The sequence below is a fragment of the Streptomyces sp. NPDC052225 genome (assembly GCF_040679615.1).
Classification (GTDB): domain Bacteria; phylum Actinomycetota; class Actinomycetes; order Streptomycetales; family Streptomycetaceae; genus Streptomyces.
The window spans coordinates 202,531-228,774 of sequence record NZ_JBFAVD010000002.1 but is presented as its reverse complement, the minus strand read 5'-3'; the positions used below and the strand labels follow the sequence as shown (position 1 = coordinate 228,774).

Genomic DNA, 26,244 nt, shown 5'->3' with positions numbered 1-26,244 from the left:
GAGGGTGGCGGACGCCCCCATGGTCGGGGCGTCCGCGATCCGGCGGAACCGTCGTTTGACTGCCGGGACGACGCTGGAAGCGGCAGCGCCGGGGCTCAGTTCCCCCGGCCCTCGTCCATCCGCTCCAGCGCGTCCCGGAGCGCGATCCGCGACGCGATGCCGAGCTTGGGATAGATCTGGTACAGGTGTGCGCCGACGGTGCGGTGCGAGATGAACAGGCGCTCCGCGATCTGCTTGTTCGTCAGCCCGGCCGCGGCCAGTTCGGCGATCTCCCGTTCCTGGCCGGTGAGCGCCGCCCGGTGCCCCTCGTCGCCCGTGCCCGCCGACACACGCCCTGCCGCCCGCAGTTCCTTGCGGGCGCGGTCCGCCCAGGCCACGGAGCCCAGCTGCTCGAACGCCGTCACCGCGGCGGTCAGCGGACCCTTGGACTCGGACAACGCCCGTGCCCTGCGCAGCCGTTCACCCTGAGCAAGACGCACCCGCGCCACGGTGAACGGCGCCCGCTCCGCCCCCGGCAGCGCGAGCGCCGCGTCGAACAGTCGGTTCGCCTCCGCGTCGTCCTCCGTCACGAGCGCCTCGGCGCCGCCCGCCAACAGGGCGAGCCGGGGCGAGAGTTCCGCCACCTGCGTCGCGCGCAGCGCCCGTACATGTGCGAGCGCCTCCGCACGACGGTCGGTGCGTACGGCGGACTCGACCAGGTCGAAGAAGACCCAGGACGCGTGCGCGACGTACGGAGGGAAGCTGCCGGCCTCGCTGATGGCGCTCACCCGGCGGAACGCCGCGTCGAACTCGCCGTCGGCGATGTGCGCGAGGGTGTGCACATGCAGGGCGCAGTGCACAGCCTCCAGGATGCCTCGTGGCGCAGCCCAGTTGGTCATCGCGTCGGCGAGCGCGTGGGCGGTCGCCGAGTCGCCCTGGGAGGCGGTGATCAGGCCCTTGGTGTATTGGAAGAACCAGGTGCAGACGGTGTATCCGGACGTCTCGCACGCCGCGAGCCCCTCCTCGGACAGCTCAAGGGCCTCGGCCCACGCACCCCGGTGCCAGTCCTCCAGACACAGGTGCAGCAGCGCCCCGATGTGCCGGCGCACCGCTCCGCCCTCCCGCCCCTGCCGTACCAGTCGCCAGGCCGCCTCGCGCACCGCGGGCAGCCGGTCCGGGTAGAGGGCGGCGGTGCCCACCCGGACCACCCGCGCCGGATCGGTCTCCGCCGTCGTCCCGTCGATGATCTCGTCCAGCGCCTTGAGCGTCTCCGCGTCGGCGTGGGCCGGATCCCCCCAGGTGCGCGCCGCGACCAGGAGCAGCGGCGGGGGAGCGGGACGCAGCCGGGCGACGGCCGCGTAGAAGGGGGCCCAGAGTTCCTCACTGGCCCCGTAGTTGCACAGCAGCAGAAGGAAGTGCAGGGCGTCGACCAGCGCCGGGTCGTCGGCGTCGAAGCCGTGGTCGCCCTGCTCGATGGCGCCGACCAGGAGGCGGTGGGCCGTCGCCAGGTCGCCGTCCCCGTTCAGGACGAGTTGGACGGCGGCGGTGGCCGAGCGCAGCGACGCACCGTGCAGGGGATCCGCCCGCCAGGCGTCCTCCAGGAGCTCCGACGCGCTGTGCAGGGCGCCGATCGCCTCGGCGCCGACATACGCGGCCTCGGCGAGGCGGCGCGCGCGGTCGCTGTCCCGCGGGCTGAGGTCCGCGGCCCTGGTGAGCGCGCTGATCGCGGCCACCGAGTCGCCGCGCTCCAGAACACGCCGGGCGGTCTGTTCGAGGAGCAGGGCGACGTCCTCGTCCGCCTTGAGCGTCGACTCGCCCAGGTGCCAGGCCCGTTCCTCCGGCTTGTCGACCAGGACGTGGGCGAGGGCGCGGTGGGCCGCGCGCCGGGCGCTGCTGGTCGCCGCCTCGACGACCGCCGACATGATCAACGGGTGCCGGAACACCAGGCGCCGCGGCGACTCCTGTACGCGGACCAGGCCGTCCTGTTCAGCGGGGTCGAGATCGTGCAGGTCGCTCCGGCCGAGGCTCTCCTCGGCGGCGGCGGACAGCACGCCGAGGTCGCCGGTGCCGTCCAGAGTGGCGAGGAGCAGCAGGGTGCGGGTCGCGTCCGGTAGGGAACCGACACGGGAGACGAACAGGGACTGCAGGCGCTCGCCCAGCGGCAGCACGGCGGGCAGCACCTCCCGCGCGCTGCGCTGGTCCGCCCGCAGCGCGCCCGGGAGTTCGAGCAGCGCCAGGGGGTTGCCCTGCGCGGCGTCCAGGAGGCGGTGGCGCACCGGGTGGGCCAGGTCCGGGAAGCGCAGGTCCACGAGGCGCGCGGCGGACTCGGCGTCCAGGGCGGGGAGTTCGTACGACGGCAGACCGCTTCCGTCGAAGAAGCCGGCCACGCCCGTGCGGGACGCGCCGAGGAACCGGACGCGGTCGGCGTCCCCCGTCAGGCGCCGGGCGAGGAATCCGAAGACGGCGGCGCTCGCCCGGTCGACCCAGGGCAGGTCGTCCACGACGAGCAGCACGGGGCTGTCCTCGGCCGCCGCCCGCAGCAGGGCGAGCGTGGCGTTGCAGACGAGGAGGCGCTCGGGCGGCGGCCCGGCACCGAAGCCCAGGGCGACGCTCATCGCCTCCCGGCTCCCGGGAGGCAGCCGGTCCAGAGCGTCGTACAGGGGGAGCAGGACCTGGTTCAGTGCCGCGTAACTGATGTCCGCCTCGAACTCTGCGCCGGCCGCCCGCAACACCCGCGCACCGCCGGCGCCGGCCGCGTCGGCCACGGCGTCCAGGACCGCGGACTTGCCGACGCCCGGGTCCCCCGACAGCAGCAGGGCCCCGGCCCCCGGCGCCTGCGCCCAGGCGCGGATCCGCTCCAGATCGCGGTCGCGCCCCACGAGGGCGGCGGGCGACGAGTCGTTCGGCATCCGGCCATTGTAGGAGCGCACACCCCGTTCATGATCCGGCGAATGAACCCGCACGGGGTCCCACTCCGTGTCCCTGAAGACACTTCTCCCCGGAGACACCTCTTGCTCCTGAGCACTCCTGTCCCGGGCTCACCTTTCAGCGAGGACACACACATGGATACGGAACACACGTATCGGCAGACCGCGGTGGGCGGTGCGTCGGCCGAGCCCGTCGTCATGGGCCCGGACTTCAAGGCGGACGCGCCGCGCCGCTTCGCCCGGATGCGGGCCGAGGGGCCCGTGCACCCGGCGCAGTTCTTCCCCGGGATCACCGGCTGGATCGTCGTCGACCACGAGGTCGGCCGGGCGGCACTGACCCACCCGGCGCTGCTCAAGAACCCGGAGCCGGCCGCGGCGATGCTGGAAGCGGCCGGGTTCCTCGGACACCGGAGCGGCACCGGCCTCGGCGGCAACATGCTGGAGTCCGACCCGCCCGAGCACACCCGGCTGCGCCGCCTGGTGTCCGCAGCCTTCTCCCCGAAGCGGACCGCCGCGTTGGAACCGCGGATCACCCGGATCGCCCACGGGCTCATCGACGCGCTGCCGCCCGCCGGGCGGACGGACCTCGTGGAGTCGTTCGCCGCGCCGCTGCCCGTGGCGGTCATCGCGGAACTGCTCGGCATCCCCGAGGCCGACCGCGTCGACTTCCGCCGCTGGACGACGCTCGCCTTCCAGGTGAACCACCCCGAGTACGCGACGGCCGTGGCGCGTCTGCACGGGTTCCTGCGCGAACTGGTCGAGGAGAAGCGCCGCGCACCGGGCGACGACCTGTTGTCCGTTCTCGTGGCCGCCCGCGACGAGGACGACGGGCGCCTCTCGGAGGACGAACTGGTCGGCACCGCAGCGCTGCTGGTCATCGCCGGGCACGAGACGACCGTCAACCTCCTCGGCAACGCGGTCCTGGCGCTGCTCCGGCATCCGGATCAGCTCGGCCTGTTGCGGTCCGACCCGGGCCTGCTGCCCGGCGCGATCGAGGAGTTCCTGCGCTACGACCCGTCCGTGGAGCGCACCACGAACCGCTACGCCGCACAGGACCTGGAACTCGGCGGGGTACGGATCCCCCGGGGCTCCGTCGTCGCCGTGGCCCTGTCCTCGGCGAGCCGCTCCCTGCCGCAGGAGGACGGCGGCGACCCGGACACCCTGGACGTCACCCGGCGCTCCGCCCGCCATCTCGCCTTCGGCCACGGCATCCACCATTGCCTGGGGGCCCCGCTCGCCCGCCTCGAAGCCCGCGTCGCCCTGCACACCCTGCTCACCCGCGTCCCCGACCTGGAACTGGCCGTGCCCGCCGAGGCGCTGGAGTGGTTCCCCGTCGGCATGGTCCGCGGCGTGCTGTCCCTGCCGGTGCGCTACCGGACCGCAGAGAGGATCACGGAGAAGACCGCGGAGAGGACCACGTCATGAGCCGCCACGAGGACCCGTACGCGTACCCGTATCCGCCCCGGAGCAAAGAACAGGCGGCCCTCCAGGACCTGCTCGGCCGGGTCAACTGCAACGACCGCCGTGAGCCGGACGGCGACGCCCGTGCGGCGGAGGAGTACACCGCCCGGACCCTGCGCCAGGTCGCCCTCACGTACCTCAGCGCGTTCCTCTGAACCCGGGGTGCCGAACCGCAGTCATACCCCGCAGTCATTCGACGGATGTGTGAGCAATGTCCGCCCCCGGACCCTGGACGGGTGTTCGCCGCGGCGGACGCGCTCACCACCGACGAAAGGCGACACGTATGAACACCTTCGCTGACCACGTCATCGCATCCCTGGCCGCGTCCGGCGTGCAGCGGCTGTACGGACTGCCCGGTGACTCCCTCAACGGTCTGACGGACGCCATCCGCCGGGCCGACGGAGTCGACTGGGTCCATGTGCGGCACGAGGAGAGCGCGGCGCTCGCGGCGGCGGCCGAGGCCGGCCTCACGGAGGAGCTCGCCGTCTGCGTCGGGAGCTGCGGCCCCGGCAACCTCCATCTGATCAACGGCCTCTTCGACGCCCAGCGCAGCCGCGTGCCGGTGCTCGCGATCGCCGCGCAGATCCCGGGCGGCGAGATCGGCTCGGGCTACTTCCAGGAGACCCGGCCACAGCAGCTCTTCGCGGGGTGCAGCGTGTACGCGGAGACGGTCACCGACCCCGAATCCGGTCCGCGCATCCTGGAGTTGGCGATGCGGGCGGCCGTGGAACGCAGGGGAGTGGCCGTCGTGATCGTGCCCGGAGAGGTCTTCCTCGCCAAGACGGCACGCGGCGCGGCGCCGGCGGTGGTACGCCCCGCGCGGTCCGTCGTGCGGCCCGACGACGCCGCCCTGCGCGCCGCCGCGAGCCTTCTCGACGACGCCCGCCGGGTGACGGTCCTGGCCGGCGCGGGCACCGCCGGAGCCCATGAGGACCTGATCCGCCTCGCGGAGACGCTCAAGGCCCCGATCGTGCACACCCTGCGCGGCAAGGAACACGTCGAGTACGACAACCCGTACGACGTCGGGCTCACCGGACTCCTCGGCTTCGCCTCCGGTTACAAGGCCATCGAGGAGGCCGACACCCTGCTGATCCTCGGCGCCGACTTCCCCTACCGGCAGTTCTATCCACGGGACGCGAAGATCGTCCAACTCGACGTGCGCGGCGAGCAGATCGGCCGTCGCGCGTACGTGGACCTGCCGTTGCTGGGCAGTGTGCGGGACACCCTGCCCGCGCTCCTTCCGCTGCTCGCTCCCAAGACGGACCGCGCCCATCTCGACCGGGCCCTCGGCCACTACGCACGGAGCCGGAAGTCGCTGGACTCGCTCGCCGTCAACGACCACGAACGCACCCCGATCCACCCGCAGTTCGTGGCCCGCACCGTCGACCGGCTGGCGGAGCAGGACGCCGTCTTCACCGTGGACGTCGGCTCGCCGGTGGTGTGGGCGGCACGGTACGTCACGTTCAACGGCCGCCGCAGGCTCGTCGGTTCGTTCAACCACGGCACGATGGCCAACGCCCTCCCGCACGCCGTCGGCGCGCAGGCGGCGCACCCGGGGCGCCAGGTGGTCTCCCTGTCCGGGGACGGCGGCCTCACCATGCTCCTCGGCGAGCTGTTCACGCTGCGGCAGAACGACCTGCCGGCGAAGATCGTCGTGTTCAACAACGGCTCCCTGAACTTCGTCGAGCTGGAGATGAAGGCCGCCGGCATCGTCAACTACGCGACCGAGCTGGACAATCCACGGCTCGCGGACGTCGCCGCCGCGGTCGGCCTGTGGAGCCGCCGGGTGGAACGCCCCGGCGACCTGGAGGACGCCCTCAAGGGTGCCTTCGCCCACGAAGGCCCGGCGCTCGTCGAAGTCATGACGGCACGTCAGGAACTCTCCGTGCCGCCCGCCGTGAGCTCCGAGCAGGCCAAGGGGTTCACCCTCTACGCCATCCGCACGATCCTCTCCGGCCGCGGCGAGGAACTCCTCGACCTGGTCACGACGAACGTCGCGCGGCGCATCCTGCGCTGAGCGCCCCGCCCCCGCGCGCATCCCCGTACACCTCCCCCTCTTCGTTGCCTGAGGCAATGACAGACAGTGACAGGACACCGAACCCCATGACCACCACGCCACGACCGCGACCGGTCCCCAGGGCCGAGCTGCCCACCGACGCACACGCCGGCCCGGGCCCCGCCCCCATGACCCACGCGCAGATCATGCGCGCCCTCTCGGGCCTGCTGCTCGGACTCTTCGCCTCCATCCTCTCCTCCACCGTCGTCACCAACGCCCTGCCGAGGATCATCGGCGACCTCGGCGGCGGCCAGAGCGCGTACACATGGGTCGTCACCTCGTCCCTGCTCGCGGTCACGGCATCGACGCCGCTGTGGGGCAAACTCGCCGACCAGTTCAGCAAGAAGGTCCTGGTCCAGTCGGCGCTGAGCGTCTACGCCCTCGGGTCCCTGGTCGCCGGTGTCGCGCAGAACCCGGGCACGCTGATCGCCGCCCGCGTCATCCAGGGCGTGGGCGGCGGCGGCCTCGCCGCGCTGTCACAGGTCGTGCTCGCGGCGATGATCTCCCCGCGCGAGCGCGGCCGTTACTCCGGTTACCTGGGCGCGACGTTCGCCGTCGCCACCGTCGGCGGGCCGCTGCTCGGCGGTGTCATCACCGACACCTCGTGGCTCGGCTGGCGGTGGTGCCTGTTCGTCGGCATCCCCTTCGCGGTCGTCGCCCTCGTCGTCCTGCAACGCACCCTGAACCTCCCCGTCACCCGGCGCGCGGTCAAGGTCGACTGGGCCGGAGCCTTCTTCGTCACCGCCGCGGCCTGCCTCCTGCTGATCTGGATCACCTTCGCGGGCGACCGCTACGCCTGGCTGTCCTGGCAGACATACGTGTCGGTCGGCGGCACACTCGCCCTGACCCTCGTCTTCCTCTACGTCGAGACACGTGCGAGCGAGCCGATCATCCCGCTGCGTCTGTTCCGCAACCGCACCATCGCCCTCGCCTCGGTCGCCTCGCTGTTCACCGGCACGGCGCTCTACGTGGGCGCGATCTACTTCAGCCAGTACTTCCAGCTCGCGCGCGGCGACTCCCCGACGAAGTCCGGTCTCATGACGATCCCGTTCATCCTGGGCCTGTTCGTCGCGTCCCTGGTCTCCGGCCGGATCATCACCCGCACCGGGCGCTGGAAGGTGTGGCTCCTCGCGGGCGGCATCCTGCTGACCGCGGGTCTGGGCCTGCTGAGCATGCTCCGCTACGACACCTCGTACGGGTATGTCGCCGCCTGCATGACGCTGATCGGCCTCGGCGTCGGCATGACGCTCCAGAACCTCGTGCTGTGCACCCAGAACCAGGTCGCCCCGGACGATCTCGGAACCGCCTCGTCCACCATCACGTTCTTCCGCTCCCTCGGCGGCGCGGTGGGCGTCTCGGTGCTCGGCTCCCTGCTCACCGAACGCATCGGCCGCTACACACGGGAGACCGTCGCGCAGCTCGGCCCGCAGGACCGGGCCGCGGCGGCGAAGACCTCCGGCGGCGGCCTCCCGGACCTCGGCGCGCTGCCCGCGCAGGTCCGCACCTGGCTGGAGAGCGCGTACGGGCACGGCATCGGCGACATCTTCCTGTACGTCACACCCGTCGCCCTGCTCTCCCTCCTGATGACGCTCTTCATCAAGGAAGTACCGTTGCGCACCCGCAGCGGCCTCGGCCGGGCCGCAGGGGGACACGACAGGTGAAACGCGTTTTACCTGAGCCATACACAAACCGTAGGGCTCCCCCTATGGCCCACCCGTCGCGCCGTTGGGCATGCTGAGACCATGTGCATCAACATCGTCGTCGTCGACGACGACCCCGGATTCCGCCGCATCGCGACCATGCTGCTGACGGCCCGCGGCCTGCGTGTCGTGGCGGAGTCCTGGGACGGTGCCTCGGCGCTGGAGGCGGTGCGCACGCACCGTCCGGACGGGTTGCTGCTCGATCTGCACCTGCCGGATGTGGACGGGCTGAGCGTGGCCCGCCGGCTCACCGAGGAGGAACACCCGCCGCGGATCGTGCTCACCTCCACCGACAAGTCCGCCTGGTCGGCCGAGGAGTTGCACGGCGCGGGGATCAAGTCGTTCGTGGCGAAGGACAAGTTGTTCGACGCCGACCTGCGCGGGCTGTTCGAACCCTCGGCCTAGTGAGAGCCCGGTGCGTGATCACTGCCCGAGGTAGCGCAGCACCGCGAGGACCCGCCGGTGCTGGCCCGAAGCCGCCTGGCTGAGGCCCAGCTTCAGGAAGATGCCGGTCACGTGCCGCTCGATGGCCGCGACGCTCACGAAGAGCCGCTCGGCGATGCCCGTGTTCGAGTGCCCTTCGGCCATCAGGGCAAGGACCTCGCGCTCCTTCGGCGTCAGCGCGGCCAGCGGATCCTCCGGACGCTTGCGGCCCAGGAGCGCCGAGATCACGTCCGGGTCGAGCGCCGAGTCGCGGGCGACGACGCGCTCCACTGCGTCGATGAGGAGTTGCGGGCTGGCCACCTTCTCCTTGAGCAGATAGCCGACGCCGCTCGGATCGTCCCCGACCAGGTCGAGCGCGTACGACGCGTCGAGGAACTGGGACAGGACGATGACGGCCGTCTCGGGCCGGGCCGCGCGGATCTTGCGCACCGCGTCCAGGCCGTCCGCCTCCAGGGCCGGCGGCATCCGGATGTCGGTGATCACCACGTCGGGCCGGTGCTCGTCGGCCGCGCGGACGAGGTCCACCGCGTTCTCGACGGACGCGACCACGTCGATGCCCGCGCTCCGCAGAATGGCGGCGATGCCCTCGCGCACGATCGGCTGGTCTTCGCCGAGCACCGCCCGCAGTGGTTGACTCATGGCGGCATATTAGCCCGGTCGGGCGTACGCACGTGTGGGAGACGGCGACCGACGTGGACGGGCACCTTTTCGTACACATGTGACCACGGGCGGCGCCTTCGGCGATCAACCGCACCACGCCCGGCATGCCCCGCCGGCGCGCGGACATCGGCGCAGGTCAGATGAGTGGCTCCGGCCCCGGTGTGGGGTGGTCCCTACATCGGTCTGCGGCAGCCCCGACGGAGACCGAGGGGACGCACGACAGACCTGGATGTGCCGTGATCCGAGACTGTCGCTTGGCTCCGGGGAAAGCCACCGCGGCGGAAACGTCCCGGGACCGGACCCGGACCCACATGTTCCGGATCAAGGACAGGCAAGCAGCACATGCGAGCACCACGTGTGCATCAGGAACGGGAAGTGGACATGGCCCAGCTGGAATCCCTCCGAGACGAGCTCCGCACGCCGACCGACCGGTCCGCCGCACGCGTCGTCGCCGGACCGGGTGGGGTTCTGACCCGGAAGACGATGCTGGCCGGCTCCCTGGTCTCGGCCGCGGCCGGGGCGGCGCTGCTCGTCAGCCCCGGCCGCACGGTGCCGGCCGTCGGAGCGCTCTTCGGGGTGCACCTCGCGGCGCAGGGCGTGCTCCAAGTGCTCGCGGTCCACGCGTCGCGGGCGTCGGCCGCTGTGCGCTGGCTCCTGGCCGCCGGCGGCGTCGCGACCCTGGTGCTCGGCGCGTTGCTCGCCCACGGCCGGGCGGACACGGTTCTGCTGCTCGGCGTGTGGACCGGGTGCGGCTGGCTCCTGCGCGGGCTGACCATGGCCGTCTCCGCCACCTCGTCCTCGGTGAGCCACGTCTTCGTCCACGACGACGTACTGAACGCGGTGATCGTGTCGGCGGGCCTGTTCATGACCGCCTTCCCGTACGAGTCCCCGGGGCAGCTCGCCGACGTCGGCGGCTCCGTCCTGCTGGCGACCGGCGTGATCGAGGCGTTCGCCGCCGCGCGACGCCACCCCGGCACCCTGCGTGCCATCGACTGACCCCCGTCAACCCGGCCGGAGAACCGGCCACGCCCGAGGAGGCAACCATGAACGAGTCCCACCTCTCCCTCGTCGTCACGCACTGGGTCACGTCCGAACTCGGACTCGCGCTCAACTGCGAGCTCTCGTACGACGCAGGTGACCCCCTCGCCGTCTGCCTGGTCTTCACCGGTCAAGGACCGCGCTCGGTGCGCTGGGTCTTCTCCCGCGAACTGCTCGCCGAGGGCCTGAACGCCCGTACCGGCGAAGGGGACGTGGCGCTCTGGCCGGTGCTCGACGAGGACGGCGAGACCGACTGCCTGCGGATCCGTCTCGGCGGCGACCGCACGGCGCTCATCGAACTCGACGCCGCGCCGGTCGCCGAGTGGCTCGCCGAGACGTACGGGCTCGTACCGCCCGGCACCGAACTCGACGGCGTGGACTGGGACGAGCTCGCCGCCCAGCTCGCCGAGTGACCCGCCCGCTCACCGCACACCCCGCACCCGCACCCACCGGAAGGACCGTCATGCGCACCGAACCGAGGCCGCTCCTCGTCGACTGGGAATGGCAGCAGCGCGCCGCCTGCCGCGGCATGAACAGTTCCGCCTTCTTCTCGCCGTCCGGAGAACGCGGCCCCGCCCGCCGCACCCGCGAGGAGCGCGCCCGCCGCATCTGCGCCGGCTGCGAGGTCCGTACGACCTGCGCGGCGACCGCCCTCCGGCACGGGGAGACGTACGGCGTCTGGGGCGGCCTGTCCCGCGACGACCGCCGCCGGCTCGGCGACGAGGCCGCCGCCGGCACGGTCACGGGGCGCGCGGCCCCGTCGCGACGGTGAGGCTCGTGTCCGTGGCGCCGGCCAGGCCTTGGAGGTACAGCGGCCGCAGGCACAGGCGTGAAGCGGCCGCCCGGCCGGGGGAGTTGGCGAGCGCGATGACATCGATGGCCGGTGAACTGCGCGGAGTCGGGGACGTCGTACGCCAACCGGTCTGGCGGGGCGGCGACGACCACCCCACCCGCCACGCGAACGGGCCGCCGCCGCGACGCGGGGATACCCGCACCCGGCCGGCCGACTGGGCATCGACGGCCGCCCGGCGCCGTCCCCGACACCGGGCACGGGCGACGGTTGCGGCACCCCCACGTGCCGACGGCTCGCCGGTCCAGGTCGCGTGGAAGCGACACCCGCTGCGCGGCGCCGACCTCGGCGTCCTGTACGGCGTGCCGCGCCCCGCGTCGAGGCACACGTGTAGGCCCTCGTCACCGAGGCCGTCGAGCGTGCCCTGGAGCGTGGCGGCGCCGAGCGGATCCGGGTGTGCGTCGACCACACGACGTACGACACGAGGCACGACACGGCGAACCACGCGGCGGGACGGCTCACGGCGCCGGCGAGCCCCACCCCGGGCGAGGGCGCCACGACCACGGCGACCCTGCCCTTGCCGCTCTGAACTCCCTTACGGATCTGCGGAGCCGCCTTGTCCGGCGTCCGGCGTACTGGCTCAGTCCGGAATCGGGATCTGGATCAGCAGCGCGGTACCGCCCCCGGCAGGGGAATCGATGGTCAGCTTGCCGTCGAACGCGGCCACCCGGTCCGCGAGGCCCGTCATGCCGCTGCCCGCACTGGCCTTGCCCAGACCGCCGACGCCGTCGTCGACGACCGTGATCCGCAAGATGTCCCCGAACTCGATCCGGACGTCGATCCGGGACGCGGAGGCGTGCTTCACGGCGTTCGTCACCGCCTCGGCTACCACGAAGTACGCGTTCGACTCCACGGCGGAGGAGATCCTGCGCTCGTTCTCACAGGTGACGACGGTGGCCACCGGGCAGCGGGACGCGAGGTCCCGCACCGCCGCCACCAGGCCCTTCACGGTCAGCACCAACGGGTAGATGCCCGAGGCCAGTTCACGTAGTTCGTTGATCGCCGTCTGCGCGTTGTCGATCGACTGGTCCAGCAGGTCGATCGCCGCGGGCTCGGTGCCTGCCAGCATCTCGCGCGCGAGACGCAGGCCGATCATCAGGCTCACGAGTCGCTGTTGAGCGCCGTCGTGCAGGTCGCGCGCCGTACGCCGGTGCACGGCCTCGGTGCTCTCCATGATGCGCCGCCGGCTGTCCTGCAACGAGGCCGCCATGGTGTTGAACGAGGTGCCCAGCGCCCCGATCTCCGCGACCCTGCTGGGCGGCACCCGCACACTGAGGTCACCGCCCGCCAGCTCCTGGGCCGCCCCCGCGGCGCCCCGCACCGGCCTGACCACCGCCCGGTGCTGCAACACGGTGAAGACGGCGACCAGCGCCAGCGAACCGGCGAGGCCGAGCGTGGCGGCGAGCACGGCCTGACGGCTGTTGACCCCTGCCGCGTCCGTGCGCTCCGCGAGCTGGGCCCGCTCGTCCTTCATGTAGCGGTCGAACCAGGCCCGCAGCGTGTCGACCCGCTTCTTGCCCTCGGCGGTCTCCTGGAGGCCCGCCGCAGCGGGATCACCGCGCCGCACCATCGCGACGAGCGGAACCGAGTAGTCGTCGAGGAACGACTTGACGCCGCGCGCGATCCGCTCGGCGGCCCGGCGCTGCTGCGCGGACGTGGCGCTCGTCGTGAACCGCTCGGCCGCCGCGGGCAGCGCCTTGCGCGCGGCCGGCCACGGCCGGAGGAACTCCTCCTTCTTCGTGATCACGAAGCCGCGCTGACCCGTCTCCAGGTCGAGCAGCAACTGCTCCATCGTCCCGGCCTCGACCAGCGCCGTACGCGACGCCCGCCGGGCCGACACCGAACTGTTCGCGTCGGAGATCGCCCACAACAGCACGGCGAACGCGACACCGATCAGCGCGGCGAGCAGCGCGCTCGCCACGACGGTGAGATTCGTCAACCCCAGCTGACGCCCGGTGTGCGCCGGCCGTATGCCCCTGCCCATGCCCCGCCTGCCCCTCGAAGTGAGATACCGCAGTCTGCCCGGACCGCGGCGTCAGTCGGACGGTGCCCCGGGTCCGTCGAGCAGATCCGTCGCCGTGGCGTCCCAGTCGAGGTGCGCGAGCTCCCGACCGGCGGGAACCCATTCATAGGTGTGCTCGAGGAACGCGGCGAGCGGCGGCACCGGCAGATCGAACAGCGCGGCCATGTCACCGGAGACCAGCTGGAGCCGCGCCGTGTGACGGGGCGCGGGCCCGGTCGGCCAGATCTGCACGTCCCCGAGGCCGCTCATCGCGGACAGGCCCTGCCGCAGGAGGTCGCGCCCGATCCGCCACACCACGGACCGGCCGCCCTCGATGCCCAGTTCGACACGCACGGTCAGCGGGGTCTCCGGGTCGAACCGGAACTCGGCCCTGATCGTCTGACGCCGGCGGACGTCCAGGACGCGCTCGATGTCCAGGGCCAGCCGGGAACGGCCGTGCGGCGCCCTCGGATTGACCTGGACACCTGGTGGAGAGCCACTCATGACGGGTGGATCCTTCCCTGCGGAGGAAGCTGACGCGCACCACTGTCGTGCTCCGCGGGACGACGTACATAAGTAAGTTGACCGTCGAAATCCCCGGAGCACGCGACATTCAGTCATTCGACTGTCGTCCGGCGGCCTCCCGCGAAGGATCCTGAAGCGGTCGGTACACCCATACCGGACGGTCGTCGTGGTCCAAGGAGCCAACCGTGAAACAGACTCCCGTGGTGTTCATCCATGGCGCGTGGCTGCACGCGCGGTCCTGGGAGCCATGGGTGGACCGCTTCGCCGGCCTCGGGTTCCGCGCCGTGGCGCCCGCCTGGCCGGGAGAGCCCGACACCGTACGGGAACTGCGGGCATCGCCCCGTGCGCTGAGCGCCCTCGGTCTGGACGCGCTCACCGAGCACTACGCGGACATCGTGCGGTCCTTCGACACGGCGCCGGTGATCGTCGGGCACGCGGTGGGCGGACACGTCGCCCAGCACCTCATCACGGCCGACCTCGGCCGCGCCGCGGTGGCCATCGCACCCGCCCCAGCGCGACAGACCCCGCTGCCGCACGAGCTCAGGGCCGACCCCGACGGACGGACGGTGACCCTGACGCCGGAGCAGTTCCACCGCCTCGTCGCGAACACGCTGTCGGCGGCGGAGGCAGGCCGGCTCCACGAGGCCTTCGCCGTGCCGGCCCCGTACCGCCTGCTCACCGACCTCGCGCAGGGGCGGGAGGCGGACATCGCCCGCACCGCACGAGGACCCTTGCTGCTCGTCTCGGGGCAGGAGGACCGTCTCGTACCCGACGAAGCCACCCGCGCCGGCTACAAGCGGTACGGCGACACGGCGGCGGTGACCGATCTGAAGCAGTTCGTCAACCGCGGCCACAGCCTCGTCATCGACGACGGATGGCACTCCGTCGCCGACCATGTGCTCGCCTGGCTCCGCGAACAGGGCGTCCGCGGCCGTCCCGCCGAGCGGTGACCTCACACGTGCTGGTCCTCCGGCAGCCTCCCCAGCGCGTCGCGCAGCGCCGCCCGGGACGTGATGCCGAGCTTGGGGAACACCCGGTACAGATGGGAGCTGACCGTGCGCGGCGACAGATGCATCCGCGCCCCGATCTCCTTGTTGGTCAGGCCGCCGGCCGCGAGGTCGGCGATCCGGCGCTCCTGCCAGGTGAGGTCCGTCAGATGGGCGGCCCCGGCGGGTGTGGGTGTGCCGGTGGCGCGGAGCTCCGCGAGGGCGCGCTCGGTCCAGGGAGGTGTGCCCAGGCGCTCGAAGGTCTCCGCGGCGAGTGTGAGCGGGACCCGGGCCGCCTTGCGGTCATGGGTGTGCCGCAGGTGGATGCCGTGGGCGAGCCGGATCCGGGCGAGCTCGAACGGGAATCCGGCCGCGGAGGGCAGCGCCTCGGCCCGCCGGAAGTGGCTCTCGGCCTCGCCCGCGTCGGCCGAGGTGAGAGCGAGCGCGCCCTCGGTGACCAGCGCGAGACGCGGCGAGACGGCGGGCAGCCCGGCGTCCCGCGCGGCGACGGCGTGCCGCCGGGCCTGCTCGGTGCGGCCGGTGTGCAGGGCCGCCTCCACCAGGTCGAGCAGCGTGCGGGGCGCCTGGTGCGCGTAGGCGGCGAACGTGCCCGGCGGTGTGATGCCGATGGCGTGCAGATACGCGGCCTCGTAGTCGCCGTCGGCGAGCGCGGCGGCGGTGCCGATCGCATCGGTGATCTGCGTGAGGAAGCCGACGCCGCGCGGCCGCGCCCAGGCGTCGACGCCGGCCTGGAGCCCGCGTGCGTCGTCCGTCCGGCCGCGCAGGGCGGCGAGCAACCCGAGGTACGCGCGCGTGTGGTGCGCGAACAGCGTGTTGCCGTGGGACGTGGTGACCTCCAGATTGCGCAGCCCGGTGCGCTCGGCCTCGTCCCACTCACCCCCCGCCATCTGGTCGAGCATGATGTGGTGCAGCATCGTCATGCCCGTCGACACGGCCCCGGTCTCGACCTCCCGGTCGACGACGCGCTGGAACCGCGGCCGGTACTGGCTGAGCGTGTCCACGTGGTAGGCGGCGGCGCCCAGGCGCGTGACGTCCCACGGTTCGAGGGCGCGCGGCTCGGTGAACGCCCGCTCCACACGCTCGCGCACCCCGGCGCCGCGCCGGACGACGTCGCCCCACGCGTCCTCGTAGATCCGCGACAGCGGGGGCACCAACGCGCCCAGCGAGTCGAGGAGTTCATGGGTGCGCCGCCACGCCTCGGCGTCGCTCGCGTACTGGCTGATGGCGAGGAGCAGGTTCACCAGCCGGGTCAGCAGCTCGTTCGGCTCCGTCACACCGTCGTCGCGGACGCTCTCGATCGCCGCGCCGACCTGCCGGTGCGAGGTCCGTACGTCGCCGTCCTCGTACAGCGCGACATACGCCGACGCGATCACCGCGGCCGGCGACCCGGCGCCGCCGGACGCCGCGTCGAGGCGGACCAACTGCCGTGCCCGGTCGAGGAGTCCGGCGTGCGAGGCGATGAACGCGGCGTCGTCGAGGCGCCGTGTCCGCGTCTCGCGGCCCGGGCTGAGCTCCGCGGCCCGGGTCAGCCAGGCCACGGCGGCCCGCGCGCCGCCCCGCCGGGTCGCCGAGTCCGCCGCCGCCTCCAGGGCGGCCGCGACCTCCTCGTCCGGGTCGACGGTCGCCGCCGCCAGGTGCATGGCGTGCCGCTCCACGTCGTCCCGGTGCACCTCGGCCAGCGCGGCGTGCGCCGCGCGCCGTTCGTTCGGGGTCGACATCTGCACGACCGTCGAGCGCACCAGAGGATGCCGGAACACGAAGTCGCCGGAGAGCGGATCCAGGTCCAACAGGCCGTCGGCCGCCGCCTGTTCGGCGCCCGCCATGCGGTAGCGGGTGCGCCCGGCCGCCGCTCCCGCGCCACCGCCGTCCAGGGCGCCGCGCAGCAACTCCCCGCGTACGACGCCGTCGAGCGCCGCGATCCGGGCGCCGTACACCTGTTGGAGCCGCTGGGGCAGCGGGGTGCCCGTGAAGGGGTCCGGCAGCGTCGCCCCGTCGTTCGCGCTGCGGACGCTGCGCATCACGTGGGGCGGAAGTTCCAGCAGGGCCAGGGGGTTTCCGCGCGCCTCGTCCAGGACCCGGGCGCGGATCCGCCCGTCCAGGCCGGGGTGGCGCAGGTCGAGGAGGCGCTGCGACGCCTCGTCCGAGAGCGTCGTCACCGGAAGGTCCGGCAGCGCCGCCGTGTCGAACCCCGACGGCACGTCCGAACGCAGGCCGACCGCGAGCCGCACCGAACTGCCGGTGAGCCTGCGCCCCACGAAGCCGCACACCTCGGTGCTCGACGTGTCGAGCCACTGGCCGTCGTCCAGGACGAGCAGCAGCGGCCGCTGCGAGGCGGCGAGCGACAGCAGGTCGAGGACGGCGATCCCCAGCGTCATGACCGAGGGCGGCGCGCCCTCGCTCCGCCCGAAGACCACGTCGAACACCCGGCGCTGCACCTCGTCGAGCCGGTCGATGCTGGGCAGCAGCGGATACAGGAACTGGTGCAGCCCGGAGAACGGCAGCTCAGCCTCCGCCTCGACACCCGCCGCCCTGATCACCCGGTGGTCCTCGTCCGCGGCCAGCGCGGCGGCATGGTCGAGCAGCGCGCTCTTGCCCACCCCCGTCTCGCCCCGCAGCACGAGCGCCTGGGCGTCCGTACCCCGCACGAACGCGGTCAGCACCTGTTGCTCGTTCTCCCGTCCCACCATCGACCCGTCGAACGACACCATCGTCCCCCACATCCTTCCCCGCTGGAGGCGGCGCAGATATCCAGGCCGGCACATGTGTTCGTCCGGCGTGTTCCCGCCTGTCGCAGCAGCTTATGTGTCTCGGCAGGTTTCGTCATTCGATGAGGCGGAGAACGTACCCGCTTTGAGAAACATGTCCTACGTTCACATGTGAACCTCGGAGTCGTTCAAACACGTTGTCCTGCTGAGTGGACATGTGCCGACGGAGGCGGTCCACGTACGGAAACGGGAAGAAGCCGATGCACGATTCAGGACGGCGCGATCGCCCGGCGGCGCCGACAGCCCCCGACAGGCGGCCCCACCCCATGACCGCCCACGTCCACGGCGGGCCCCGCACCCTCCTCGGACCGCGTGCGCCGCTCTCCCGGGTCCTCGCGTTCTACGAGGGCCTGGCCCACGCCGATCCCGCCGCGTCCTGGCAGGCGTTCACGACCACATGGAACTGGGCCGCACCCCTGCCCGCCGCCGAACCCGACGCCGGGGCACGGCAGCCGTCCGGGGTGCGACCCACCCCGGACGGCTACCGCCTGTCCGGCCGGTGGCACCGCCCACCCTCCGCGGCGCGCGGGAACTGGCACGCGCTGCGGCTCGCCGACGACCTCTACGTGGTTCCCGCCCGGCTCGTCGAGGGCGCCTCTCGTCCCCGTACGGGAACGGACCGCACCGCGGCTGTCCGCCTGACGGACCTGCACGTGCCCACCGGACTGGTCACGCGCACGACGGCGACGCCGCTGCGCGCCGAGCACGCGGCGTTTCACTGGACGGCCGTCGCGGCGCTGGCCCTCGGCGCGGCCCGCCACGTGGCCGACACGTCCGGGACCACCGAGCACGCCGCCGTGCTCCACGACGCACGGCTCGGCCTCGCGGCAGCACTGGACGAAACCGTCACCCCGTCGTCCTCGGCCCGGCTGGCCGACAGCGTCCGGCGGGTCTCGGACGCGGCCCATCACGTGGTCGCCGCGGTGTACACCGACGCGCTCATCCTGGACGAGATCACCGAACCGACCCCCACCGTGCGCCTGTTGGAGGCCTGTGCACCGATACTTCAGCAGTGCGGTACGCGACTCGCTTGCTGCCGCCCGCCCATACGCTCCTTCGGAAAGGCTCCACACGGTGACGACCGTCGCATATCAGGGTGAACCCGGCTCCAACTCGGCCACGGCGGCGCAGGCTCTGTTCCCCGACAACGCCGAACTGCCCTGCACCGGCTTCGAGCAGGCCCTGGACGCCGTGACGCTCGGCGCGGCCGACGTCGCCGTGATCCCGGTGGACAACTCCGCTGCGGGCCGCGTCGCGGACGTCCACCATCTGCTGCCCGAGTCGGGCCTTTTCATCGTCGCCGAGTACTTTCTCGCGATCCGCTTCGACCTGATGGCCGTGCCCGGCACGACCCTGGACCAGGTGGAGTGCGTACGCAGTCATGTGCACGCCCTCGGCCAGTGCCGCAAGCTGCTGCGCGAAGGCGGCTGGCGCACCCTGGTCAGCGACGACACCGCGGGCGCCGCACGGGAGGTCGCCGAACTCGGCGACCCCCGGCACGCGGCGCTCGCCCCGCCCGCGGCCGCCGCGCTCCACGGACTCGACGTGCTGCGCGCGGGGGTCGAGGACGACCCGGACAACACCACGCGCTTCGTCGTCCTGTCCGCGGACGCGGACTTCGCCCCCGACACCGGCCGTCCGACGATGACGAGCCTCTTCTTCAGCGTGCGCAACATCCCCAGCGCGCTCTACAAGGCGCTCGGCGGATTCGCCGCGGGCGGCGTGAACCTCACCAAGATCGAGAGCTATCAGATCGGCGCGGGCCTCAACGCCAGCCGCTTCTACGTGGAGATCGAGGGCCACCCCGACGACGAACGCGTCGCCCTCGCCCTGGAAGAGCTGAGGTTCTTCTCGTCCGAGGTGCGCGTCCTCGGCGTGTTCCCTGCACATCCGCACCGACAGGGGAACACGTGAGTTCACACGTAAGCAGGGGTCCGCGCCTCAAGGGCCTCGTCCTCGACTTCGGCGGCGTCCTGACGACACCACTGCTGCCCGCCGCTCTCGCCTTCGAACGGCGCGAGGGCCTGGCGGAGGGCACCCTGCTCACCGACCTCGCACTGACGCCGGAGGGGATCCGGATCACCGAGGACCTGGAACGCGGCGCGATCGGCCAGCGCGAGTGGAACGCGGTCGCGGGCCGGCTGCTGCGCGTGCGGCCCGACAACCTGATGGGCCGCATCTTCGCCGACCTGCGCCCCGAGCCGACGGTGATCGTGGCCGCGGCCGTCGCCCGGCGGGCCGGCGTGAAGGTCGGCATCCTCTCGAACTCCGTCGGCCTGACCCCGTGGAACCTCTACCAGGGCTATGCGGTCAACCGGCTCTACGACGCCGTGGTGCTCTCCGAACGCCACGGCCTCCGCAAACCCGAGCCGGAGCTCTACCGCCTCGTGCTCGCCCGGCTCGGCCTCACCGCCGAGGAGTGCGTGTTCGTCGACGACACCGCTCAGCACCTGCCCCCGGCCGCCGCCCTGGGCTTCACCACCGTGCACGCGGTGGAGCCCGCGGGGACCGTCGCCGCGATCGAGGCGGCACTCGGCATCCCGCTCGTGGGCGTCACACCCGAGCGCTCACACCGGTGACGCGGCGGTCCGGCCGGTCCCGAGCCCGTGCAGCAGGGTGTCGACGACGACGTCCGCGGCCTGCCCGGCGCCGAGTTCGGGCATGCGGCGCGACACCAGGTGCATGAGCTGGGGGAGCAGTTCGCCGGCCCAGCCCTCGGGCAGATCGCCGCGCAGCACGCCCTCGTCGACCGCGCGCCGCAGGAACGTGTCGACCTCGTCGATGACGGCGTCCCTGCGGCCCCGGACGGCGTCGTCGGCGAGCATATGTGTGAGGTCGACCGGCCAGGTGCGGTTGACCTCGATGATGTTCTCGACGTAGCGGTGCAGGGCCACCGGTACCGGGGCCTCGCGCAGCCGGGCGTCCTCGACGGCGGCCTCGATGGCGGTGACGCGGGCCTGGTGGATGGCGGTGAGGAGCTCGTCGCGTGAGGCGAAGCGCCGGTAGACGGTGCGCCGGTCCACGCCTGCCTCGGCGGCGATGCGCGCGATGGTGGTGCCCGGGTCCGCCGCGAGCATACGGGCGGCGGTGGTCAGGACGGCCTCGAGGTTGCGTGCTGCGTCGGCTCTCACGCGACCGAGTCTAGATTCCGTCCCTCGACGTCCGGTCGACGTCCCCCTGCGAGCCGTTCTCCGCGAGGCTCTTGAGGCGCGCGACCCACCGCGCGTTGAGGCGCCGCGCCCACCGGTCGGACACCGTGCGCACAGCCCCGGTGGCCGGCCCCCGGACCACGATCGCCGTCAGCACGTGGGTGTCCGCGCCGACGGGGGTGAGGAGCCAGGCCCGGTACGACTGCACCCCCGCGCCGACACCCGACCAGCCAAGACGCCGGGGCGGCTCGCGTTCGCCCACGTAGACCTCGAAGGAGCGCCCGAGGAAGACCACGTCCAACGCCCCGTCGAGCGGTCCGGCCCGGACCCGGGTGACGCCCGGAACCCAGTCGGCCCACCGTGCCGTGTCTCCGAGCAGGGCGAAGACACGGGCGGGCGGGGCGTGCACGAGGGCCTCGGCCCGGCAGTAGCCGTGGGCCTGGTCCGGTGAGAAACCCGACGGCCAGTGGATGTCGTCGACGGGCATGCCGTTCCCCTCTCCTCTCCGACACCTCACACCTGGCCGGCGGAACCGATCGCTTGGCGTTCACTGTGCGCGGGGCCGCTCCGCTCCACATACGTCACATGACTGAGCACCGGGTCACCCGTCCTCTTCGACGTCGAGACCGGACAGCGCGTCCCGCAGGGCCGCGCGGGAGGTGATGCCCAGCTTCGGATAGATCTGGTAGAGGTGGGTGCCGATCGTCCGGTGGGACAGCAGCAGCCGCTCCGCGATCTGTTTGTTCGTCAGGCCGGTCGCCGCGAGCGTCGCGATCTGCAACTCCTGCGCGGTCAGCGCGCCGGCCTTGGGCCGGGCGGCGCTCGGCGCGGACCGCCCGCTGGCCCGCAGTTCGGCCGCTGCCCGCGCCGACCAGGGCCCGGCGCCGAGCCGCCGGAAGGCATCGTGCGCCAGGCCCAGCTGCTCCCGGGCCTCCGCCGTCACCCGCAGCCGCCGCAGCCGCTCCCCGAGGAAGAGGCGGACCCGCGCGGTGTCGAACGGCCAGCGGTCGAGCCCAGGAAGGGCCAGCGCCCGCCGGAACAGGTCGAGGGACTCCTCCCCGGTGCCGGCCAGCGCCTCGCCCGCAAGGACGAGCAGCGCGAGGCGCGGCGACACCTCGGCCATCGCGGACTCCCGCATCGCCGCGGCGTGGGCGACCGCCTCCTCGGTCCGCCCCGTCCGCAGCGCCGCCTCGACCAGATCCAGGGCGCTCCACATCGCGATCGGCACGTAAGGGGCCACGGTCCCCGGCGGGTTGAGCTCGCAGACCTGCCGGTACGCGGTCTCGAAGTCACCGGCGCCGAGCGCGGCCAGCGCCCGCGCGTGGCACGCGAAGTACCGGGCGCCGCGCACCCCGCGCGGCGTCGCCCACCGCACGATCTCCTCGGCGAGCGCGGCTGCGGTCTCCACGTCTCCGCGCGCCCCCGCCACGACGGCCTGCATGTACTGGAAGTACCAGGCGTAGAAGCGGTAGTCGTGGCTCTCGCACAGCCCGAGCCCCTCGGCGGCCAGCTCCGTCACGTCGTCCCAGCGGCCCAGGTGGATGTAGTCCAGGCCCAGATGCATCAGGGCGCCCAGATGGCGGCGTACGGGCGCGGTGCCCGCACGGCCCTGTTCGATCAAACGGCGCGTCGCCCACCGGAAGTCGCCGAGCCGGTCGGGGAAGACCGAGGCGGTGCCCACCCGGACGACAAGGGTGGGATCGTCGCCGACCGCGGCGATCAGCTTCTCCAGGCGGGGCAGGGCCTCGGCCCCGGTGCGCGCCGGGTCGCCGAACGTCCGCGTGACGACCCACAAAAGCTCGGTCGGCGCGGGCCTCAGCCGGTCCACGAACGTGAACAGCGGTCCCCACAGCTCGGGTTCACCCGCGTACCAGCACAGCAGCACGAGGAGATGCAGCGCTTCGACGAGCGCGGGGTCGGTCGCGTCGAAGCCGTGGTCCCCCGACTCGATCGCCCCGACCAGCAGACGATAGGCGGTGGCGATGTCGCCGTCCGTGTTGAGGAGGAGGAACGCGGCGGCTGCCGCCGCGTGCAGCGACTCCTGCCCGGTGTCCGGATGCACGAGCCTGGCCCCCGCCAACAGGCGGGTGGCGTCCGCCAGTTCACCGCTGGAGTCCACCCCGACGTACGCCGCCTCGGCGAGCCGTCGGCTCTCGTCCGCCGCGCTGGGGCTGAGCCCGGCGGCCCGGGTCAGCGCCGTGACCGCGCCGAGCGCGTCGCCGCGCCGCAGCCGGCGCCGCGCCGTCTCCTCCAGCAGGGACGCCACCTGCTCGTCCGGTCCGGTGGCCGCCTCGCCCAGGTGCCAGGCGCGGCGCTCCAACTGGTCGTCGAGCGCGTCGGCGAGCGCTCGGTGGGCCCGGCGGCGCTCGGCCGCGGTCGCGAGCTCCACCACCGCGGAACCGATCAGCGGATGCCGGAACGCGAGGCGCCGGTTTCCCGCGGAGACGGTGACCAGGCGGCCGCGCTCGGCGGGCGCGAGGTCGTCGACGACGGCCCTCCCGGCGGCGGCCGCCTCGATCGCGGCCAGGTCGCCCGTGCCGTCGAGCGCCGCGATCAGCAGCAACTCCCTGCTGCTGTCCGGCAGTTCGGCCACGCGGGAAGCGAACAGGGACTGGAGGCGCTCGGTGAGGGGCAGCACCGTGGGCAGCGCGGCCAGCGTCGCGCGCTGTTCGGCGGAGAGCGCCACCGGCAGCTCCATCAGCGCCAGCGGATTGCCGCGCGCCTCGGCCGCGATCCGCCGCCGCACGGCGGGGGAGACGTCCGGATGGGCCCGCGCCAGCAGCTCGGCGGACGCCGCGCCGTCCAGCGGCCCGAGCCGGTGCTCGGTCAGTCCTCCGGCCTCGAAGAAGCTGTCGGAGCCCGTCCGGGAGGCGGCGAGGAACCCGATCCGGCTGCCGACGAGACGCCGCGCCACGAACCCGAGCACGGAATTGGTCGCCCGGTCCAGCCACGGCAGATCGTCCACGACGACCAGCAACGGCGCCTCGGCGGACAGCAGCCGCAACAGCAGCAGCACCGCCGTGGAGGTCAGCAGCCGGTCGGGGGCCGGACCGCTCCCGATGCCGACGGCGACCCGCAGCGCGTCACGGTGCGGGTTGTCCAGGCGGTCGAAGTCGTCGAAGAGGGGCACGAGCAGCTGGTTGAGCCCCGCGTAACTGATGTCCGCCTCGAACTGCACACCGCCCGCGCGCAGCACCCGTACACCGTGCTCCGCGGCGTCGGCGGCCACCGCGTCGAGCACCGCGCTCTTGCCGACCCCGGCCTCCCCGGACAGCAGGAGCGCCGCGCCCTGGACGTCGGCGTTGCCGAGGAAGGCCTGGATGTACGCGAGGTCGTCGCCCCGGCCGAGCAGCCGCGCCGACGACTGAGGGATCTCAGGGCCCTGACCTTGCGTCACCCTGCCACGCCCCTCGCCCCGTCACCCTGCCGCCCCCGCATCCACCGGAGTGTAAGGCAAGCCCTGGTCCGGCCATCGCCGTCCCGACCACGGCGGGAAGCGGGCGCGTGTGCCGGAGCGGAAGGGTACGACCGGCTCGCCGCGGTGAAGCGGCGCTTCGACCCGGACATCACACCCGCGCGGCCGGAACACCGACGTCGACGGTGACCGTCAACTGACTGATGTACACCTTTTGTTCCTCGGTCAGGCTGGCCAGAAGGGGCCCCGGATCCCGGGGGCTGCGGGCGGCACGCCCGACACAGAGAAGAGGACCTGACGTGACACCGGTCGAGCAGCAGCGTTGGCTCAAGAGCAGCAACCCGGTCCTGTCGCGACCGCAGTTCACGCGGCGCGGAGGACAGAAGACGGCGATCCGTGACCCGCGGAGCGGGATCGCCGTCGTGCGCGACAGGATCGGGGCGGGCACCGACCGGGATCCCGGCGGCCCCGACGCGACGGGCCCGCTGCCCGCCCTCGTCGGCGACCTGCTGACGATGGACGACGTCCTGCCCCGTGCGGCGACGTCCCTCGGCGTCTGCACCCTCACGGCCGTGCTGTCCTGGACCGTGTTCCCGCTCGCCGGCCTCGCCACGGCCGTGTCGTACGCCGTCGCCGCCTGCGCAGCGGCCGTCGCCGCGGCACTCGTGGTGGCGCAGTGCCGCCGCAGCCGGTCCGGGGCCTGGCCGGCGCTGTCGTTCGCGGTGTGCGAGGGGCTGTTCCTGGGCGTGCTCTCCGCCACGGTCTCCAGTCACCTGTCGCCGGGCGTCCTCGTCCAGACCGTGCTCGCCACGATGGCGACCTCCGCCGCGGCGCTCTTCGCGCGGGCGATGCACTGGATACGTGTGACCCGCCGGTGGCACGGACACGCGGGTGTGGCCCTGCTCGGCCTGGCCGTTCTCGCCTGGGCCGACTGGTTCCTCGTCTCTCTCCTCGGGCCGGACCGGCTCGGCCTGCACCCCTTCGGTCTCGGCGCCTTCATGGGCGTCGTCGGCATCGTCCTCGCGGTGTCCTTCCTGCCCCTGCACTTCCGGCAGATCGAGGAGGGCATCACCCACGGCACACCCCGCGACCAGGCCTGGCCGGCGGCGTTCGGGCTCACCCTGACGCTGGTCTGGCTGTACGTGGAGACCGTACGGCTGCTCACGCTGTACCCGGCCGACGACGTGTACTGACGTCTCCCGGTCCGCGACCGCGGGACGCCGACGAAAGAGGCCGCCGGAACGATGGTTCCGGCGGCCTCGTCGTGCTCGACGGCGTGCGGGTCAGCGGGCGGTGGCGCGGGCGGCCCGCTCGATGACCTGGGCGACGAGGCGGGGGTGCGAGACCGCGACGGAGTGCGAGGCGGCGACCTCGGTGGTGCGGGAGTGGGCGCGCTCGGCCATGAACCGCTGGGCGGCCGGGGGGATGTTGAGGTCCTCGGTGGTGACGATGTCCCAGCTCGGAATGGCCTTCCAGGCGGCGGAGGTCGCCTTCTCCTCCAGCGCGGACTGGGCGACGGGGCGCTGCGCGGCGGCCATCAGGGCGGCCTGGGCCGCGGGCACGTCCGCCGCGAACTGGTGCCGGAACGCGGCCTGTCGGATGTACAGGTCGGTCGCCGTGGTGCCGTCGGCCTGCTGGTAGGTGACCGGGTCGAGGGCGTCGGGGAGCGTGGAGCCGGGGTACTTGTTCGTGAGCTCCAGGGCGGTCTCGCCCGGCGCGGGCAGGAAGGCGGCCACGTAGACGAGGGCCTTGACCTGCGGGTCACCGGTGGCGGCCTCGCTGATGACGTTGCCGCCGTAGGAGTGGCCGACGAGGACCTTGGGCCCCTTGATGTGGTCGAGGACGGTGCGCAGCGCGGCCGCGTCGGAGGCAGGGCCGCGCAGCGGGTTCGCGGCGGCGACGACCGGGTAGCCGCGCCCCCGCAGATCGGCGATGACACCGTTCCAGCTGGAGCCGTCGGCGAAGGCGCCGTGCTCCAGGACGATGGTCGGCTTCGGGCCGCGGGCGGCGCCCTCGACCTGGGTGTTCTCCGCGCTGGCGGTACCGCTGAGTGCGAAGGCGCCCAGGCCCAGGCCCGCGACGACCGCGGCGGCCACACCGGTCGCCACTCGCTTACGTCCACCATGCATAGCCACGACAAAACCTCTTTCAGGGGTTCGGGAAAAGGGAGTTGGAGCGATAAGGACAGAGGGAGAGATGGAGAGATGGGGGGAGTAGGAGAGGGAGGGGACAGCAGGGCACAGCAGGGCCGGGGGGGGGGTAGGGA

At 72.9% G+C, this 26,244-nt stretch carries 23 protein-coding genes; 13 read left to right on the top strand and 10 right to left on the bottom strand.

The annotated features are described in order from the left end of the window. Window positions 1–95: 95 nt before the first annotated feature. Window positions 96–2,888 carry an AAA family ATPase gene (locus AB0L37_RS04205; RefSeq protein ID WP_365499801.1) on the bottom strand — a complete coding sequence of 931 codons (2,793 nt, stop codon included), beginning with the start codon at window positions 2,886–2,888 and terminating at the stop codon, window positions 96–98. A gap of 153 nt (window positions 2,889–3,041) precedes the next feature. On the opposite strand from AB0L37_RS04205, the gene AB0L37_RS04200 reads away from it, so the two are divergent. The 5 genes from AB0L37_RS04200 to AB0L37_RS04180 all read left to right on the top strand — a co-directional run bounded on the left by AB0L37_RS04200 (window position 3,042) and on the right by AB0L37_RS04180 (window position 8,528). Beyond that, window positions 3,042–4,331 (top strand): cytochrome P450, encoded by a 1,290-nt coding sequence (locus AB0L37_RS04200; RefSeq protein WP_365499798.1) that lies wholly within the window; start codon window positions 3,042–3,044, stop codon window positions 4,329–4,331. Continuing rightward, window positions 4,328–4,522 (top strand): hypothetical protein, encoded by a 195-nt coding sequence (locus tag AB0L37_RS04195; protein WP_365499795.1) that lies wholly within the window; start codon window positions 4,328–4,330, stop codon window positions 4,520–4,522. The genes AB0L37_RS04200 and AB0L37_RS04195 overlap by 4 nt, the downstream gene beginning before the upstream one ends. A 128-nt stretch (window positions 4,523–4,650) precedes the next feature. Then, window positions 4,651–6,384: a ubiquinone-dependent pyruvate dehydrogenase gene (gene poxB, locus AB0L37_RS04190; RefSeq protein ID WP_365499792.1), complete on the top strand. Its 1,734-nt coding sequence runs from the start codon at window positions 4,651–4,653 to the stop codon at window positions 6,382–6,384. Window positions 6,385–6,551: 167 nt separating this feature from the next. Further along, the gene (locus AB0L37_RS04185; protein ID WP_365500560.1) at window positions 6,552–8,084 is read left to right on the top strand and encodes an MDR family MFS transporter; all 1,533 of its coding nucleotides are present in this window, start codon (window positions 6,552–6,554) and stop codon (window positions 8,082–8,084) included. Between the two features lie 81 nt (window positions 8,085–8,165). Next, entirely contained in the window at window positions 8,166–8,528 is a 363-nt protein-coding gene (locus tag AB0L37_RS04180) for a response regulator transcription factor (protein WP_365499789.1), read from the top strand. A gap of 18 nt (window positions 8,529–8,546) precedes the next feature. Here the strand turns inward: AB0L37_RS04180 and AB0L37_RS04175 are convergent, their stop codons facing one another. Continuing rightward, window positions 8,547–9,206 (bottom strand): response regulator transcription factor, encoded by a 660-nt coding sequence (locus AB0L37_RS04175; RefSeq protein WP_365499786.1) that lies wholly within the window; start codon window positions 9,204–9,206, stop codon window positions 8,547–8,549. Window positions 9,207–9,608: 402 nt separating this feature from the next. On the opposite strand from AB0L37_RS04175, the gene AB0L37_RS04170 reads away from it, so the two are divergent. From AB0L37_RS04170 to AB0L37_RS04160, 3 genes are read left to right on the top strand one after another with little or no spacing between them, the layout of a single operon-like run. Then, a complete protein-coding gene (locus tag AB0L37_RS04170) occupies window positions 9,609–10,223 on the top strand; it encodes a DUF308 domain-containing protein (protein WP_365499783.1) in 615 nt (204 codons plus the stop codon). Window positions 10,224–10,270: 47 nt separating this feature from the next. Then, entirely contained in the window at window positions 10,271–10,678 is a 408-nt protein-coding gene (locus tag AB0L37_RS04165; protein WP_365499779.1) for an SsgA family sporulation/cell division regulator, read from the top strand. Window positions 10,679–10,728: 50 nt separating this feature from the next. Further along, a complete protein-coding gene (locus AB0L37_RS04160) occupies window positions 10,729–11,037 on the top strand; it encodes a WhiB family transcriptional regulator (protein WP_365499776.1) in 309 nt (102 codons plus the stop codon). On the opposite strand, the gene AB0L37_RS04155 is transcribed toward AB0L37_RS04160, so the two are convergent. The 3 genes from AB0L37_RS04155 to AB0L37_RS04145 all read right to left on the bottom strand — a co-directional run bounded on the left by AB0L37_RS04155 (window position 11,006) and on the right by AB0L37_RS04145 (window position 13,621). Then, on the bottom strand, window positions 11,006–11,524 hold the full coding sequence (locus tag AB0L37_RS04155) for a hypothetical protein (protein WP_365499773.1): 519 nt from the start codon (window positions 11,522–11,524) through the stop codon (window positions 11,006–11,008). The two genes, AB0L37_RS04160 and AB0L37_RS04155, sit on opposite strands and share 32 nt — an antisense overlap. Before the next feature lie 171 nt (window positions 11,525–11,695). Then, a complete protein-coding gene (locus tag AB0L37_RS04150; RefSeq protein ID WP_365499770.1) occupies window positions 11,696–13,099 on the bottom strand; it encodes a CHASE3 domain-containing protein in 1,404 nt (467 codons plus the stop codon). Between the two features lie 51 nt (window positions 13,100–13,150). After that, window positions 13,151–13,621: an SsgA family sporulation/cell division regulator gene (locus AB0L37_RS04145; RefSeq protein ID WP_365499767.1), complete on the bottom strand. Its 471-nt coding sequence runs from the start codon at window positions 13,619–13,621 to the stop codon at window positions 13,151–13,153. Window positions 13,622–13,827: 206 nt separating this feature from the next. On the opposite strand from AB0L37_RS04145, the gene AB0L37_RS04140 reads away from it, so the two are divergent. After that, window positions 13,828–14,592, top strand: coding sequence for an alpha/beta hydrolase (locus tag AB0L37_RS04140; protein ID WP_365499764.1), 765 nt, complete (start codon window positions 13,828–13,830; stop codon window positions 14,590–14,592). 2 nt (window positions 14,593–14,594) lie between these two features. Here AB0L37_RS04140 and AB0L37_RS04135 read toward each other — a convergent pair whose 3' ends face one another. Further along, a complete protein-coding gene (locus AB0L37_RS04135; protein WP_365499761.1) occupies window positions 14,595–17,357 on the bottom strand; it encodes an AAA family ATPase in 2,763 nt (920 codons plus the stop codon). 323 nt (window positions 17,358–17,680) lie between these two features. On the opposite strand from AB0L37_RS04135, the gene AB0L37_RS04130 reads away from it, so the two are divergent. The 3 genes from AB0L37_RS04130 to AB0L37_RS04120 are packed head-to-tail and all read left to right on the top strand — an operon-like array spanning window position 17,681 to window position 19,993. Further along, on the top strand, window positions 17,681–18,514 hold the full coding sequence (locus tag AB0L37_RS04130) for a hypothetical protein (RefSeq protein WP_365499758.1): 834 nt from the start codon (window positions 17,681–17,683) through the stop codon (window positions 18,512–18,514). Beyond that, complete coding sequence (locus AB0L37_RS04125) at window positions 18,489–19,328, top strand: prephenate dehydratase (protein WP_365499755.1); 840 nt, start codon at window positions 18,489–18,491, stop codon at window positions 19,326–19,328. Before AB0L37_RS04130 ends, AB0L37_RS04125 begins: the two co-directional genes overlap by 26 nt. Further along, on the top strand, window positions 19,325–19,993 hold the full coding sequence (locus AB0L37_RS04120) for an HAD-IA family hydrolase (RefSeq protein WP_365499752.1): 669 nt from the start codon (window positions 19,325–19,327) through the stop codon (window positions 19,991–19,993). Before AB0L37_RS04125 ends, AB0L37_RS04120 begins: the two co-directional genes overlap by 4 nt. On the opposite strand, the gene AB0L37_RS04115 is transcribed toward AB0L37_RS04120, so the two are convergent. From AB0L37_RS04115 to AB0L37_RS04105, 3 genes are all read right to left on the bottom strand, one after another. Continuing rightward, window positions 19,982–20,491, bottom strand: coding sequence for a TetR/AcrR family transcriptional regulator (locus tag AB0L37_RS04115; protein WP_365500557.1), 510 nt, complete (start codon window positions 20,489–20,491; stop codon window positions 19,982–19,984). The genes AB0L37_RS04120 and AB0L37_RS04115 overlap by 12 nt on opposite strands. 64 nt (window positions 20,492–20,555) lie before the next feature. Then, the gene (locus tag AB0L37_RS04110; RefSeq protein ID WP_365499749.1) at window positions 20,556–21,050 is read right to left on the bottom strand and encodes an SRPBCC family protein; all 495 of its coding nucleotides are present in this window, start codon (window positions 21,048–21,050) and stop codon (window positions 20,556–20,558) included. A 114-nt stretch (window positions 21,051–21,164) separates the two neighbouring features. Continuing rightward, window positions 21,165–23,960 (bottom strand): AAA family ATPase, encoded by a 2,796-nt coding sequence (locus AB0L37_RS04105; RefSeq protein WP_365499746.1) that lies wholly within the window; start codon window positions 23,958–23,960, stop codon window positions 21,165–21,167. A gap of 317 nt (window positions 23,961–24,277) precedes the next feature. On the opposite strand from AB0L37_RS04105, the gene AB0L37_RS04100 reads away from it, so the two are divergent. Beyond that, window positions 24,278–25,171 carry a Bax inhibitor-1/YccA family protein gene (locus tag AB0L37_RS04100; protein WP_365499743.1) on the top strand — a complete coding sequence of 298 codons (894 nt, stop codon included), beginning with the start codon at window positions 24,278–24,280 and terminating at the stop codon, window positions 25,169–25,171. A 90-nt stretch (window positions 25,172–25,261) separates the two neighbouring features. On the opposite strand, the gene AB0L37_RS04095 is transcribed toward AB0L37_RS04100, so the two are convergent. Next, complete coding sequence (locus tag AB0L37_RS04095) at window positions 25,262–26,107, bottom strand: alpha/beta hydrolase (RefSeq protein WP_365500554.1); 846 nt, start codon at window positions 26,105–26,107, stop codon at window positions 25,262–25,264. Between the last annotated feature and the right edge of the window lie 137 nt (window positions 26,108–26,244).